The organism is Kribbella yunnanensis, from assembly GCF_039529655.1.
GTDB classification, from domain to species: Bacteria; Actinomycetota; Actinomycetes; order Propionibacteriales; family Kribbellaceae; genus Kribbella; species Kribbella yunnanensis.
Genome location: NZ_BAAANF010000017.1, coordinates 823,001 through 835,851 on the forward strand (window position 1 = coordinate 823,001; position 12,851 = coordinate 835,851).

A 12,851-nucleotide genomic window follows, 5' to 3' on the forward strand; every position below is an offset into this window, starting at 1 on the left:
CACCTTGTTGCTGCGATAGAGGAGACTGTGCTCGATGACTGACCTGGCTGCCCGGATCGCGGGTGCTCCGATCTCGTGGGGTGTCTGCGAAGTTCCCGGCTGGGGCTATCAGTACGACGCCGAGACCGTCCTGGCCGAGATGCGCGCCGTCGGGCTCGCCGCGACCGAGTTCGGGCCGGACGGGTTCCTGCCCGAGGACCCGGCCGAGAAGGCGAAGACACTGGCCGATGCCGGGCTGCGTGCGGTGGGCGGGTTCGTGCCCGTCGTACTGCACGATCCGGCGCACGACCCGGCACCTGAGGTTGCCACTGCGCTCGAGGGGTTTGTCGCTGCCGGTGCGGGGACGCTGGTGCTCGCGGCCGCTACTGGCAGCGATGGGTACGACGACCGCCCGGTGCTGGATGAGACTGGGTGGAGCACGTTGCTCGGCAACCTGGACAAGCTGTCCGCACTGGCCGCCCGGAGCGGTGTGCTGGCGACCATCCACCCGCACGTCGGGACCATGGTCGAGAACGCTGCTGAGGTCGACCGGGTCCTGCAGGGCTCGTCGATCGGGCTCACGCTGGACACCGGCCACCTGCTGATCGGTGGGGTCGACCCGGTCGCACTGACGCTGGCTCACGCGGACCGCATCAGGCACACGCATCTGAAGGACGTGGATGCCGCCTGGGCCGCGAAGGTGCAGTCGGGTGAGGTTTCGTACACGGACGCGGTACGCGAGGGCATGTACCGTCCGCTCGGGCACGGTGACGTCGACCTCGGTGCGATCGTGAGCACGCTGGAGAAGGCCGGGTACGACGGCTGGTACGTGCTGGAGCAGGACACCATCCTGCAGGCCCGCCCGGCCGACGAGGGCCCGGTGGTCGACGTACGGGTGAGTATCGCGCACCTGCGCGCGATCGCGGAGGCTGTCGGATGAGCTGGGACGCTGCTGTTGTGAGACGGGGAGTTTGATGGCGGACGACGTACTGACGATCGGTCGTATCGGGGTAGACCTGTACCCGCTGCAGATCGGCACGCATCTGGAGGACGTGACCTCGTTCGGGAAGTTCCTGGGCGGGAGTGCCACCAACGTCGCGGTAGCCGCGGCGCGGCACGGCCGGAAGTCCGCGGTGATCAGCCGGACGGGGAACGACCCGTTCGGCACCTTCATCCACTCGTCGCTGCGTGAACTCGGCGTGGACGACCGCTTCGTCACGCCGGTGGAGGGGTTGCCGACGCCGATCACGTTCTGCGAGATCTTCCCGCCGGACAACTTCCCGCTTTACTTCTACCGCTTCCCGAAGGCGCCGGACCTGGTCATCAACCCGTCCGAACTGGACCTGGACGCGATCCGAGACGCCTCGATCTACTGGTCGACGGTCACCGGGTTGTCCGCGGAACCGTCGCGCTCCGCCCACTTCGCCGCTTGGGAAGCGCGTGGGCGCCGCCCGATCACCGTGCTCGACCTGGACTACCGCCCGATGTTCTGGGCCGACCCGAGCGAAGCACACGCCCAGGTCAGCCGCGCTTTGGACTACTGCACAGTTGCCGTCGGCAACCGCGAGGAGTGCGAGGTCGCAGTCGGCGAAACCGATCCGGACAAGGCGGCTCAGGCTCTGCTGGATCGCGGGCTCGAGCTCGCCGTCGTCAAACAAGGTCCCAAGGGCACCCTCGCCCGCACCCGCGACGAACGCGTCGAGGTCCCACCCCACCCGGTAGAAGTAGTCAACGGCCTAGGCGCCGGCGACGGCTTCGGCGGAGCCCTCTGCCACGGCCTACTAGCTGGCTGGCCCCTGGAGAAAATCATCCGCTTCGCCAACACGGCAGGCGCCATAGTCGCCGCCCGCCTCGAATGCTCCACCGCCATGCCCACCACCACCGAGGTCCTCACCACGATGGGTGAAAACGCATGACCGACTCCCGCCGCCCCATCCCAGTCCAACGCCCCACCCAGGGTGAGCCGCAGCCCGACCAGGTCAGCCCCACGGACCCCACCGTCGTACAGCGTGTAGTCCCACCAACCGCTCAGCCGAGCGAGGTAAGCCCCACGGACCCCACGGTCGTACAGTCGGTGCAGGCGGCCCGGGCCCGGCGGCGGGCCGGGATGCCGAACGATCCGACGATCGTGGCGCGTGTACAGGTTCCCGGTGCCGACGACCCGACGACCGTCGTTCCGATGAACGAACCGGCCCGTACGACGGACGAACCAACCATGACCGTCGCCGCAAACGACACAACCGTCGTCGTACCGACCGCCCCTGGAGTCGCCCACCCGGCCGCCACCTACGCCGGTCCCGACGACCCAACCGTCGCCGTGCCAACCACCCCGACCGAGGCCAGCGGTCCCGCACACCCACCACCCCCGAACGTGGTGGCCGCCGCGCCCGGAGTTGCTTACCCCGCTGATGATCCGACGGTTGTCGCGCCGGCTGGCGGATTCGAGCAGGGCGCTCCAGAGCGGGCGGCCGAGCCGGCTGTTGCGGTGCCGGCTGGTGGCGTGCCGACTGGGGGTGGGCAGGGGCGGGTGGTGCCTGCGGTGGATTCTTGGCATCCGGCGACGGAGGGTGGACGACCGCGTCCGGCTGCGGATCCGGTTGGACGGTCCGAGTCAGCACGAACCGGGCGCGACGATCTGCTGGCTCGATTGGACGAGTTGACGGAGATTCGGGTTCGGCAGCCGGAGCGGATTGCCGAGGCTTGGCAACGTCGTCGTACTCGCGAACTGGTGGGATCGGACGGCCGACTGCTGATCGTCGCCGCCGACCACCCGGCTCGTGGTGCACTGGGTGTTCGCGACGATCACTTCGCGATGGGCAGCCGCCCCGGCCTGATCGCACGACTGATGACGGCACTCGAGCGACCCGGTGTTGACGGCGTACTGGCGACTCCCGACGTACTGGAAGACCTTCTGTTGCTTGGTGCCCTGGAAGGCAAGGTCGTCATCGGTTCGATGAACCGCGGCGGCTTGCAGGGCTCGTCGTTCGAACTCGACGACCGCTTCACCGCCTACGGTTCCGCCGCGGATCTCGCGTCCCGCCGCCTCGACGGCGGCAAGATGCTGACCCGGATCGATCTCGCAGACCCCGGCACGGTCGCCACCCTGGAAGCCAGCGCGAAGGCCGTCACCGAGCTCGCCGAACACAAGCTGATGGCAATGGTCGAGCCGTTCTGGTCGACCCGCAAGGACGGCCGCGTCACGAACGTCCTCGACGCGGACTCGGTCATCAAGTCCGTCCACATCGCCGCCGGTCTAGGCGCGACAAGCGCCTACACCTGGCTCAAGCTCCCAGTCGTCGACAACCTCGAACGCGTGATGGACGCGACCACCCTGCCCACACTCCTCCTCGGCGGCGACCCCACGGTTGCCCCCGAAGAAACCTACGCACGCTGGGGCAAAGCACTCACCCTTCCCTCGGTCCGCGGTCTGGTGGTCGGCAGAGCACTCCTCTTCCCACCCGACGGCAACGTCGCCTACGCCGTAGACCAAGCCGCCTCCCTCGTCCACGGAGCCACCGCATGACCGCCGCAGCCCGTGACACCAGCCGCGCGATCTGCCTCCACGGAGGTGCCGCATGACCGAGTGGTTCAAACCAGCAGGCAGCACGGCGCGCGATGGGTTTGATGTGGCCGTCACCCCGGGGGACAAGGAGTGGGAGTACAGCGGTTTGTACGTCGCCACGCTTCGACCCGGGCAATCGGTCGAGTTCGATACCGACGACTGCGAGTACCTCGTGCTCCCGCTCAGCGGCTCGGCTGAAGTCGTCGTCGACGGCGAGAGCGTGCCGCTTGGTGGGCGGGCCGACGTGTTTGCCGGGCCGACGGACTTCGCGTACGTCCCGCGGGGAACCACCGTCGCGGTCACCAGCGCAGGCGGTGCACGCATCGCCTTCCCACACGCGAAGGCCGCGAACGACTACCTCTTCCGCCGGATCGGCATCGAGCAGGTGGAGTCCGAGTTGCGTGGGGCGGGCGTCTCGTCCCGGCAGGTGCGCAACTTCGGCACGCCGGGGGTTCTCGAGGCCGACTCGATGATCGCCTGCGAGGTTCTCACCCCTGCAGGGAACTGGTCGTCGTACCCGCCGCACAAGCACGACGAGCACAAGCCTGGTAAGGAAAGTGTGCTCGAAGAGATCTACTACTTCGAGCTGCAGCTGTCCGACGCGGCCCCGGTAGGTGTCCAGGGCAACGACCCGATCGGTTACCAGCGGGTCTACGGCACCGCGGACCGGCCGATCGACGTGCTTGCGGAGGTCCGCAGCGGCGATCTGGTCCTGGTACCTCATGGTTGGCATGGTCCTGCGATGGCGCCTCCTGGCTATGACATGTACTACCTGAATGTGATGGCCGGCCCCGGTGCCGAGCGCGAGTGGCTGATCACCGACGACCCGCAACACGGCTGGGTCCGCGAGCTGTGGGCGACCCAGCAGATCGATCCCCGCCTGCCCTTCGAACAAGCACTGCCTTTCGGAGCTGAAGGAGAAGAGTCATGACGGTGCGCCTCACGGTCGCGCAGGCGTTGGTGCGATTCCTGAGCGTCCAGTACTCGGAGCGCGACGGAGTCCGGCAGCGGCTGATCGCCGGCACCTTGGGCATCTTCGGGCACGGGAACGTTGCGGGTGTCGGCCAAGCATTGCTGCAGGCCGAGCTCGAGGACCCGACTGCTCTGCCGTACATCCTGTCCCGCAACGAGCAGGCCATGGTGCACACCGCAGCCGCGTTCGCCCGCACCCGCGACCGGCTCCAGACCTACGCCTGTACAGCAAGCGTCGGCCCAGGCTCGACCAACATGGTCACCGGCGCGGCCTTGGCCACGATCAACCGGCTCCCGGTTCTGATCCTCCCTTCGGATGTGTTCGCAACCCGGGTGGCGACTCCCGTGCTGCAGGAGCTGGAGAGCTTCGGCGCCGGCGACGTGTCGGTGAATGACGCCTTCCGCCCGGTCTCGAAGTACTTCGACCGAGTCTGGCGCCCCGAGCAACTTCCGTCAGCCTTGCTGAACGCGATGCGCGTGCTCACCGACCCGGTCGAGACCGGTGCGGTGACGCTGGCGCTCCCACAGGACGTGCAGGCCGAGGCCTACGACTGGCCGGAGGAGCTCTTCGCCGAGCGCACCTGGTACGTCGCGCGCCCGTTGCCGGAAGCATCAATTGTCGACAAGGCGGTAGATCTCCTACGGTCCGCGCAGCGGCCGTTGATCGTCGCCGGTGGCGGCGTGCACTACTCCGGTGCCGAGGACGCGCTGCGGGTCTTCGCGGAAGCGACCGGTATCCCGGTCGCGGAAACCCAGGCAGGTAAGGGATCGCTGACCTACGACCACCCGCAGTCGATGGGTGCGGTCGGCTCGACCGGCACGACGGCGGCGAACGCGCTGGCCCGTGAGGCCGACCTGGTGATCGGTATCGGCACTCGCTACAGCGACTTCACGACGGCCTCCCGGACCGCCTTCGCCAACCAGGCGGTGCGCTTCGTGAACATCAACGTGGCGCGCTTCGACAGTGCCAAACATGCCGGCCTTCCTTTCGTCGCGGATGCGCGGGAAGCCCTTGTTTCGTTGGGATCCGCGCTCGGTGACTGGTCCGTGGACAGCCAGTACACCTCGACGGCCACGGAACTCTCAAGGAACTGGGACGGCATTGTCTCGGCACATTACAACCCCTCCGCCGAGGTGATCGGGAAGTTGGCCAACGGCCTGCTCACCCAGGGCCAGGTTCTCGGTGCCGTCAACGAATTGTCGGCGCCGTCTGATGTAGTCGTGTGTGCCGCCGGATCGATGCCCGGCGACCTGCACAAACTCTGGCGGACCCGCGACCCGAAGGGATACCACGTCGAATATGGCTTCTCCTGCATGGGTTACGAGATCGCCGGCGGTCTGGGTGTCCGCCTCGCCGCGCCGGAGCGCGATGTCTTCGTCATGGTCGGCGACGGGTCGTACCTGATGATGTCGAGCGAGCTGGCCACCGCCGTCCAGGAGAACCTGAAGATCATCGTCGTCCTGGTGCAGAACCACGGCTTCGCGTCGATCGGCGCCCTCTCGGAGTCACTGGGTTCGCAGCGGTTCGGGACGGCGTACCGCAAGCGCGCCGGCGACGGCCGGCTGGACGGCGACTACCTCCCGGTCGACCTCGCGGCGAATGTCCGCAGCTTCGGGATCGAGGTGCTCGACGTGCACAGCCGTGATGAGCTGGAGAAGGCGATCCACACCGCCAAGGCGGCGACCGGCCCGATCGCGATCCACGTCACGACCGACCCGCTGATCGGTTCGCCGGACAGCGAGGCGTGGTGGGACGTTCCGGTGAGCGAGGTGTCCGAGCTGCAATCCACGCAGGCCGCCGCGGCGTCGTACCAGGAGAGTAAGAAGGCCCAGCACGGGTACCTCGCACCAGTCGAGGGCGACTGACAGATGGCACCTATCAACGTCGGTACGGCGCCGGACTCATGGGGAGTCTGGTTCGCCGACAACCCCCGGCAGACACCGTGGACCCGGTTCCTCGATGAGGTCGTCGAGGCCGGCTACACGCGGATCGAGCTGGGTCCGTACGGCTATCTGCCGACCGACAAGGGCCAGCTGAAGGCAGAGCTCGACCAGCGTGGCCTCACCATGACGGCTGGTACGACGTTCGAGCAGCTGCACCGGCCCGATGGCTGGGAGTCGACCTGGCAGGGCGTCGCGCCGACCGCCGAGTTGGCCGCGGCAATGGGTGCCAAGCACCTCGTCGTGATGCCGTCGATGTGGCGCGATGCCGATGGCAGCATCACCGAGGAGCGCCTCGACCACGCCGGCCAGGTGGCGCACGGCAAGCAGATGAGCGAGCTCGGTCGCCGGGTCGCGGAGGAGTTCGGTGTCCGGCTGCAGTACCACCCGCACGCGGATGGTCACGTGGACAACCAGGGCACGGTCGAGCGCTTTCTCGAGGAGACGGACCCGCAACACGTCGGCCTGTGTCTGGACACCGGTCACATCAGCTACTGCGGCGGCGACAACCTCGAGCTCATCCGCAAATACCCGGACCGCATCGGTTACCTGCACCTCAAGCAGGTGAACCCGGAGGTCCTGGCCGCGATCCAGGGTCAGGAGATCAGCTTCGACCAGGCGATCGAGCGCGGTGTGATGGCTGAGCCACCGCACGGCGTACCGGAGTTTCCGCCGCTGCTGGCGGAGCTCGCCGGGCTCGACGTCGAGCTGTTCGCGATCGTGGAGCAGGACATGTACCCCTGCCCACCGGACGTGCCGCTGCCGATCGCGGCCCGGACGTTGGCCTATCTGAGATCCCACGGGGGTGGCGTATCGGTGTGATGGCCAGCAGAGTGTGAAACTCGCTGGTCCCAACGCAATTCTCCGCGGGTCGACCGCGGAACATCTGAAAGGCTGGTTGGAGTCATGGTTCGGTGGCACAGGAAGGCAGTGGCCGCGAGCGCGGCGGTCGTGCTCGTCACGGCACTCGCCGCGTGCAGTTCCTCCGGGGGCAAGCAGGAGGAGCAGGGCTCGAGCGGCAGCGGTAGCGGTGTCGCGGACACGCCGCGGATGAAGGTCGCACTGATCACCCACTCGGGGCCCGGTGACACCTTCTGGGACATCGTCCGGCGCGGTGCCGAGGCGGCGGCGAAGAAGGACAACATCGAGCTGCAGTACTCCAGCGACCCGGATGGCGCGGCCCAGGCGAACCTGGTGCAGACCGCGATCGACGCCAAGGTCGACGGCATCGCGCTCACCCTGAACAAGCCGGACGCCGTGATCCCGAACCTGAAGAAGGCGGTCGCGGCCGGGATCCCGGTGACGGTGCTGAACGGCGGGCTGGACAGCTGGAAGGGCACCGGAGCGATCGGGTACTTCGGCCAGGACGAGCGGATCGCCGGTCAGGCGACGGGTGAGAAGCTCAAGGAGCTCGGCGCGAAGAAGGTCATCTGCGTCATCCACGAGCAGGGCAACGTCAGCCTCGAGGCTCGCTGCCAGGGCATCAAGGACAAGTTCGGCGCCGTCGAGAACGTGAACGTCACCGGATCCGACCAGCCCGGGACCGAGGCGACGCTGACCGCGAAGCTGCAGCAGGACAAGACCGCGGACTACGTCGTCGCGCTGAACGCCGGCGTCGCGCTGACCGCGGTCAAGGCGGCCAAGACGGCCGGCTCGGCGGCCAAGGTCGGCAGCTTCGACATGAGCAAGGAGATGGCGAAGGCGGTCCAGGACGGCACCGTGCAGTTCGCCGTCGACCAGCAGCCGTACCTGCAGGGCTACCTCGCGGTGGACGCGATCTGGCTGAACAAGACCAACGGCGACACCATCGGCGGTGGTGAGGCGACCCTGACCGGGCCGGCCTTCATCGACAAGACGAACATCGAGGCCGTCGCGAAGTACGCCGCGGCCGGGACCCGCTGAGGTAGCGCCATGGCATCGACCATCACTTCTCCCGCCGCGGCGGACGACCGGGTCTCGGCCCGGTCCGTCGGGGTGCGGCTGCTCAGCCGGCCCGAGATCGGATCGCTGGTCGGCGCAGCGGTCATCCTGGTGTTCTTCCTGATCGCCGCGCCACCGTTCCGCGACGTCAACAACACCGGCACGATCCTGTACCAGGCCGCGCTGATCGGAGTGATGGCGGTGCCGGTCGCGCTGCTGATGATCGGCGGCGAGTTCGACCTGTCGGCCGGTGTCGCGGTGACGACATCCGGTCTGACGGCCGGCCTGTTCGCCTATCAACTCAGTCTGAACGTGTGGGTCGGCATCCTGCTGGCGCTGGTCGTCTCGTTGGCGGTCGGTGCGTTCAACGGCTGGCTGCTGATGCGGACGGGGTTGCCCAGCTTCCTGGTGACGCTGGGCACCTTCTTCATCCTGCAAGGCCTGAACATCGCCGTCACCCGGCTGGCGTCCGGGGCGGTCGCGTCGAACTCGATCAGCGACATGGACGGTTTCGGGTCCGCCCAGAAGCTGTTCGCCTCGGAGTTCAAGCTGGGCGGCGTGACGATCAAGATCATCATCGTCTGGTGGATCGTGTTCGTCGCGATCGCCGCCTGGGTGCTGCTCAAGACCCAGATCGGCAACTGGATCTTCGCGGTCGGCGGCGACGCCGCGGCGGCCCGGGCGGTCGGCGTACCGGTGCGGAAGGTGAAGATCGGCCTGTTCATGACGGTCGGGTTCTTCGCCTGGTTCGCCGGGATGCAGTTGCTGTTCGTCCAGAACGGCGTGGTGCAGTCCGGTGAGGGCGTCGGCAAGGAGTTCCTCTACATCATCGCCGCGGTGGTGGGCGGTTGCCTGCTCACCGGTGGCTACGGCTCGGTGGTCGGCGGCGCGGTCGGTGCGCTGATCTTCGGCATGGTGCAGCTCGGCGTCGTGTACGCCGGCTGGAACCCCGACTGGTTCAAGGCCTTCCTCGGTGCAATGTTGCTGCTGGCCACCATCGTCAACCTGATCGTCAAGAACCGGGCGGAGGCACGATGACCACCACGGAGAGCTTCGCGTCCGAGGCTACGAACAGTCCGACCACACCGATCGTCCTCCTGGAGGACGTCGGCAAGAGCTACGGCAACATCCACGCGCTGCGTGGGGTGTCGCTGTCGGTGCGGCAAGGTGAGATCACCTGCGTGCTCGGCGACAACGGCGCCGGCAAGTCGACGCTGATCAAGATCATCGCCGGGCTGCACGACTACACCTCCGGCACCATGTCGGTGAACGGCGAGGAGCGGCACTTCAGCTCGCCGCGTGAGTCACTGGACAGCGGGATCGCGACTGTCTACCAGGACCTCGCACTGGCACCGCTGATGTCGGTCTGGCGAAACTTCTTCCTCGGGAACGAGCTCACCCGCGGGCCGTTCCGGCAGCTCGACGAGCGGGCGATGAAGCGGATCGCCGGCGAGGAGCTGACCAAGATGGGGATCTCGATCCCCGACCTGGAGCAGCCGGTCGGCAAGCTGTCGGGCGGTCAGCGGCAGTGTGTCGCGATCGCGCGGGCCATCCACTTCGGCGCAAAGGTGCTGATCCTGGACGAGCCGACTGCGGCGCTGGGCGTGAACCAATCCGGCGTGGTGCTCAAGTACGTCGTGAAGGCCCGCGACGCCGGGATCGGCGTCATCTTCATCACCCACAACCCGCATCACGCCTACCTGGTCGGCAACCACTTCGTCGTACTGAAACTCGGACGGGTCGCACTCGACACCCACCGGGCCGACATCACGCTGGAGCAGCTGACCACGGAGATGGCCGGTGGCTCCGAGCTGGAGGCGCTGAGCCACGAGCTGCGCGATCTGGCCCCCGATGCGGTGGCCGAGATCGAGGACGAGACGAACACAGGGGAGAAGGAGCAATGACTGATCTGCGGATCGGCATCGTCGGGGTCGGCGCGATGGGCGCGGACCACGCCGAGCGGATCGTACGGCGGACGTCGGGCGCGCGCCTGGTCGCGGTATCGGACCCGGACACCGCTCGCGCGGAGGAACTCGCGAGCCGGCTCTCGGCCGCCCCGGGCGCTGGTACGTCGCCGAGCGTGGTGCGGGTGGTTACCGATCCGCTGGCGCTGATCGGCGCGCGTGACGTGGATGCGGTGATCCTTGCGTCACCGGGGTTCGCACACGCGGAGCAGCTGTTCGCGTGTCTCGAGCACGGCAAACCGGTGCTCTGCGAGAAGCCGCTGACGATGGACGCGGCCTCTTCGCTGCAGGTGGTCGAGGCCGAGCACAAACTCGGTCGGCAGCTCATCCAGGTCGGCTTCATGCGGCGCTTCGACCCCGAGTACGACGCTCTGAAGCAGCTGCTCGATTCCGGGGAGCTCGGCCGCCCGCTGCTGTTGCACAACGTGCACCGCAACAAGGCCAACGGTCCGGGGTTCCGCAGCGAGATGATCGTGCGGGACTCGATGGTGCATGAGGTCGACGTCGCGCGCTGGCTGCTCGACTCCGAGATCAGCAAGATCACCGTGCATGCGCCGAAGCCCACCAGTTCGGTGCCCGAGGGCGTGCTCGATCCGCAGTTCGCGGTGTTCGAGATGGCGAACGGCGCGATGGCCGACGTCGAGGTGTTCGTGAACTTCCAGGTCGGGTACGAAGTGCGCTGCGAGGCGGTTGCCGAGCGCGGGAGCGCGACCATCGGGCTCGGCTCTGGGGTCGTCACCCGGGCCGCGGGACACTGGGGTGGTGCGATGCCGGAGGACTTCCGGATTCGCTTCGACCTTGCGTACGACATCGAGGTGCAGCGTTGGGTCGAGGCGGTCGGACGCGGTGAGATCGACGGCCCGAGCGCCTGGGACGGTTACGCGGCCGCCGCAGTCTGTGAGGCCGGGGTCGAGTCGTTGAGCACCGGGCAGCCCGTCACTGTCGACCTTGCCGACCGCCAGGCAGTCCTCGGCTGAGGCCGAAGCTGAAGCTGAAAGGAATTCGTTGTGAGTACTGAGATCAAGCGCATCACGCATCTGGTCGGCGGCAGCCCGTGGACCGGCGTCGCCGAGCGCACCAGCAACGTCTACAACCCCGCCACCGGCGAGGTCACCGGTGAGCTCGACCTCGCCTCGACGGCCACCGTCGACGAGGTCGTCAAGGTCGCGCACGACGCGTCGAAGGCGTGGGGGCAGACCTCGCTGACCAAGCGCACGCAGGTGCTGTTCGCCTACCGCGAGCTGGTGAACGAGCGTAAGGAGCAGATCGCCGCGCTGATCACGGCCGAGCACGGCAAGGTGCTGTCCGACGCCCTCGGCGAGGTCACCCGCGGTCTCGAGGTGATCGAGTTCGCCTGTGGGATCCCGCATCTGCTCAAGGGCGGTTTCAGCGAAGGCGTCTCGACCAAGGTCGACGTCTACTCGATCCGTCAGCCGCTCGGCGTCAGCGCGGTCATCTCGCCGTTCAACTTCCCGGCGATGGTGCCGATGTGGTTCGTCCCGATCGCGGTGGCCTGCGGCAACAGCGTGGTGATCAAGCCGTCCGAGAAGGACCCGTCGGCGGCGAACGCGATGGCCGAGCTCTGGAAGGAGGCCGGCCTGCCGGACGGCGTGGTGAACGTGCTGCACGGCGACAAGGAGGCCGTCGACCGGCTGCTCGAGCACCCGGACATCAAGTCGGTCTCGTTCGTCGGCTCGACACCGATCGCGAAGTACGTCTACGAGAACGGCACCAAGAACGGCAAGCGCGTGCAGGCGCTCGGCGGCGCGAAGAACCACATGATCGTGCTGCCTGACGCCGACCTCGACCTGGCCGCCGACGCCGCGGTGAACGCCGGCTTCGGTTCGGCCGGCGAGCGCTGTATGGCGATCTCGGCGCTGGTCGCGGTCGAGCCGATCGCCGACGAGCTGATCGGCAAGATCACCGAGCGGATGGCGAAGCTCAAGACCGGTGACGGTACGCGTTCCACCGACATGGGCCCGCTGGTCACCGGCCCACACCGCGACAAGGTCGTCGGGTATGTGGCCGCCGGTGTCGAGGAGGGCGCCGAGCTTGTCGTCGACGGCCGGAACGGCGACTTCGACGGTGGTGACGACGGTTTCTGGCTCGCCCCGACCCTGTTCGACAAGGTGACGCCGGAGATGTCGATCTACACCGACGAGATCTTCGGCCCGGTGCTGTCGGTGGTCCGCCTGCCGTCGTACGACGCCGCTCTCGACCTGGTGAACTCCAACCCGTACGGCAACGGGACGGCGATCTTCACCAACGACGGCGGCGCCGCCCGTCGCTTCCAGAACGAGGTCGAGGTCGGCATGGTCGGGATCAACGTCCCGATCCCGGTCCCGATGGCCTACTACTCGTTCGGTGGCTGGAAGAACTCACTCTTCGGCGACACGCATGCGCACGGCATGGACGGCGTGCACTTCTTCACCCGCACCAAGGTCGTCACCTCCCGCTGGCTCGACCCCAGCCACGGTGGCATCAACCTCGGCTTCCCGACCCACGACTAATTC

At 67.5% G+C, this 12,851-nt stretch carries 11 protein-coding genes; all 11 read left to right on the forward strand.

Features of this window, described 5'->3' with window-relative positions; all coding sequences use genetic code 11:
* Nucleotides 1-34 precede the first annotated feature (34 nt).
* The 11 genes from ABD231_RS27195 to ABD231_RS27245 all read left to right on the forward strand — a co-directional run bounded on the left by ABD231_RS27195 (nucleotide 35) and on the right by ABD231_RS27245 (nucleotide 12,848).
* A complete protein-coding gene (locus ABD231_RS27195) occupies nucleotides 35-919 on the forward strand; it encodes a sugar phosphate isomerase/epimerase family protein (protein WP_344157931.1) in 885 nt (294 codons plus the stop codon).
* A 34-nt stretch (nucleotides 920-953) separates the two neighbouring features.
* Nucleotides 954-1,895 carry a 5-dehydro-2-deoxygluconokinase gene (iolC, locus tag ABD231_RS27200; protein ID WP_344157934.1) on the forward strand — a complete coding sequence of 314 codons (942 nt, stop codon included), beginning with the start codon at nucleotides 954-956 and terminating at the stop codon, nucleotides 1,893-1,895.
* 722 nt (nucleotides 1,896-2,617) lie between these two features.
* Nucleotides 2,618-3,502 carry a Cgl0159 family (beta/alpha)8-fold protein gene (locus ABD231_RS27205; RefSeq protein WP_344158237.1) on the forward strand — a complete coding sequence of 295 codons (885 nt, stop codon included), beginning with the start codon at nucleotides 2,618-2,620 and terminating at the stop codon, nucleotides 3,500-3,502.
* A gap of 52 nt (nucleotides 3,503-3,554) precedes the next feature.
* Nucleotides 3,555-4,472: a 5-deoxy-glucuronate isomerase gene (gene iolB, locus ABD231_RS27210; RefSeq protein WP_344157937.1), complete on the forward strand. Its 918-nt coding sequence runs from the start codon at nucleotides 3,555-3,557 to the stop codon at nucleotides 4,470-4,472.
* On the forward strand, nucleotides 4,469-6,379 hold the full coding sequence (iolD, locus tag ABD231_RS27215) for a 3D-(3,5/4)-trihydroxycyclohexane-1,2-dione acylhydrolase (decyclizing) (RefSeq protein ID WP_344157941.1): 1,911 nt from the start codon (nucleotides 4,469-4,471) through the stop codon (nucleotides 6,377-6,379). Before iolB ends, iolD begins: the two co-directional genes overlap by 4 nt.
* Before the next feature lie 3 nt (nucleotides 6,380-6,382).
* Complete coding sequence (locus tag ABD231_RS27220) at nucleotides 6,383-7,276, forward strand: sugar phosphate isomerase/epimerase family protein (protein WP_344157944.1); 894 nt, start codon at nucleotides 6,383-6,385, stop codon at nucleotides 7,274-7,276.
* Between the two features lie 84 nt (nucleotides 7,277-7,360).
* Nucleotides 7,361-8,356 carry a substrate-binding domain-containing protein gene (locus tag ABD231_RS27225; protein WP_344157947.1) on the forward strand — a complete coding sequence of 332 codons (996 nt, stop codon included), beginning with the start codon at nucleotides 7,361-7,363 and terminating at the stop codon, nucleotides 8,354-8,356.
* A gap of 9 nt (nucleotides 8,357-8,365) precedes the next feature.
* Entirely contained in the window at nucleotides 8,366-9,412 is a 1,047-nt protein-coding gene (locus ABD231_RS27230; protein ID WP_344157950.1) for an ABC transporter permease, read from the forward strand.
* Nucleotides 9,409-10,278, forward strand: coding sequence for an ATP-binding cassette domain-containing protein (locus ABD231_RS27235; protein ID WP_344157953.1), 870 nt, complete (start codon nucleotides 9,409-9,411; stop codon nucleotides 10,276-10,278). Before ABD231_RS27230 ends, ABD231_RS27235 begins: the two co-directional genes overlap by 4 nt.
* Nucleotides 10,275-11,315 (forward strand): Gfo/Idh/MocA family protein, encoded by a 1,041-nt coding sequence (locus tag ABD231_RS27240; protein ID WP_344157956.1) that lies wholly within the window; start codon nucleotides 10,275-10,277, stop codon nucleotides 11,313-11,315. Before ABD231_RS27235 ends, ABD231_RS27240 begins: the two co-directional genes overlap by 4 nt.
* A gap of 30 nt (nucleotides 11,316-11,345) precedes the next feature.
* Nucleotides 11,346-12,848: a CoA-acylating methylmalonate-semialdehyde dehydrogenase gene (locus tag ABD231_RS27245; RefSeq protein ID WP_344157959.1), complete on the forward strand. Its 1,503-nt coding sequence runs from the start codon at nucleotides 11,346-11,348 to the stop codon at nucleotides 12,846-12,848.
* The last annotated feature ends 3 nt before the right edge of the window (nucleotides 12,849-12,851 follow it).

Coding starts and splice junctions, on each gene's coding strand:
- ABD231_RS27195 (WP_344157931.1), top strand. CDS start 35: ATGACTGACCTGGCTGCCCGGATCGCGGGTGCTCCGATCTCGTGGGGT.
- ABD231_RS27220 (WP_344157944.1), top strand. CDS start 6,383: ATGGCACCTATCAACGTCGGTACGGCGCCGGACTCATGGGGAGTCTGG.
- ABD231_RS27235 (WP_344157953.1), top strand. CDS start 9,409: ATGACCACCACGGAGAGCTTCGCGTCCGAGGCTACGAACAGTCCGACC.
- ABD231_RS27225 (WP_344157947.1), top strand. CDS start 7,361: ATGGTTCGGTGGCACAGGAAGGCAGTGGCCGCGAGCGCGGCGGTCGTG.
- ABD231_RS27230 (WP_344157950.1), top strand. CDS start 8,366: ATGGCATCGACCATCACTTCTCCCGCCGCGGCGGACGACCGGGTCTCG.
- ABD231_RS27240 (WP_344157956.1), top strand. CDS start 10,275: ATGACTGATCTGCGGATCGGCATCGTCGGGGTCGGCGCGATGGGCGCG.
- iolB (WP_344157937.1), top strand. CDS start 3,555: ATGACCGAGTGGTTCAAACCAGCAGGCAGCACGGCGCGCGATGGGTTT.
- iolD (WP_344157941.1), top strand. CDS start 4,469: ATGACGGTGCGCCTCACGGTCGCGCAGGCGTTGGTGCGATTCCTGAGC.
- iolC (WP_344157934.1), top strand. CDS start 954: ATGGCGGACGACGTACTGACGATCGGTCGTATCGGGGTAGACCTGTAC.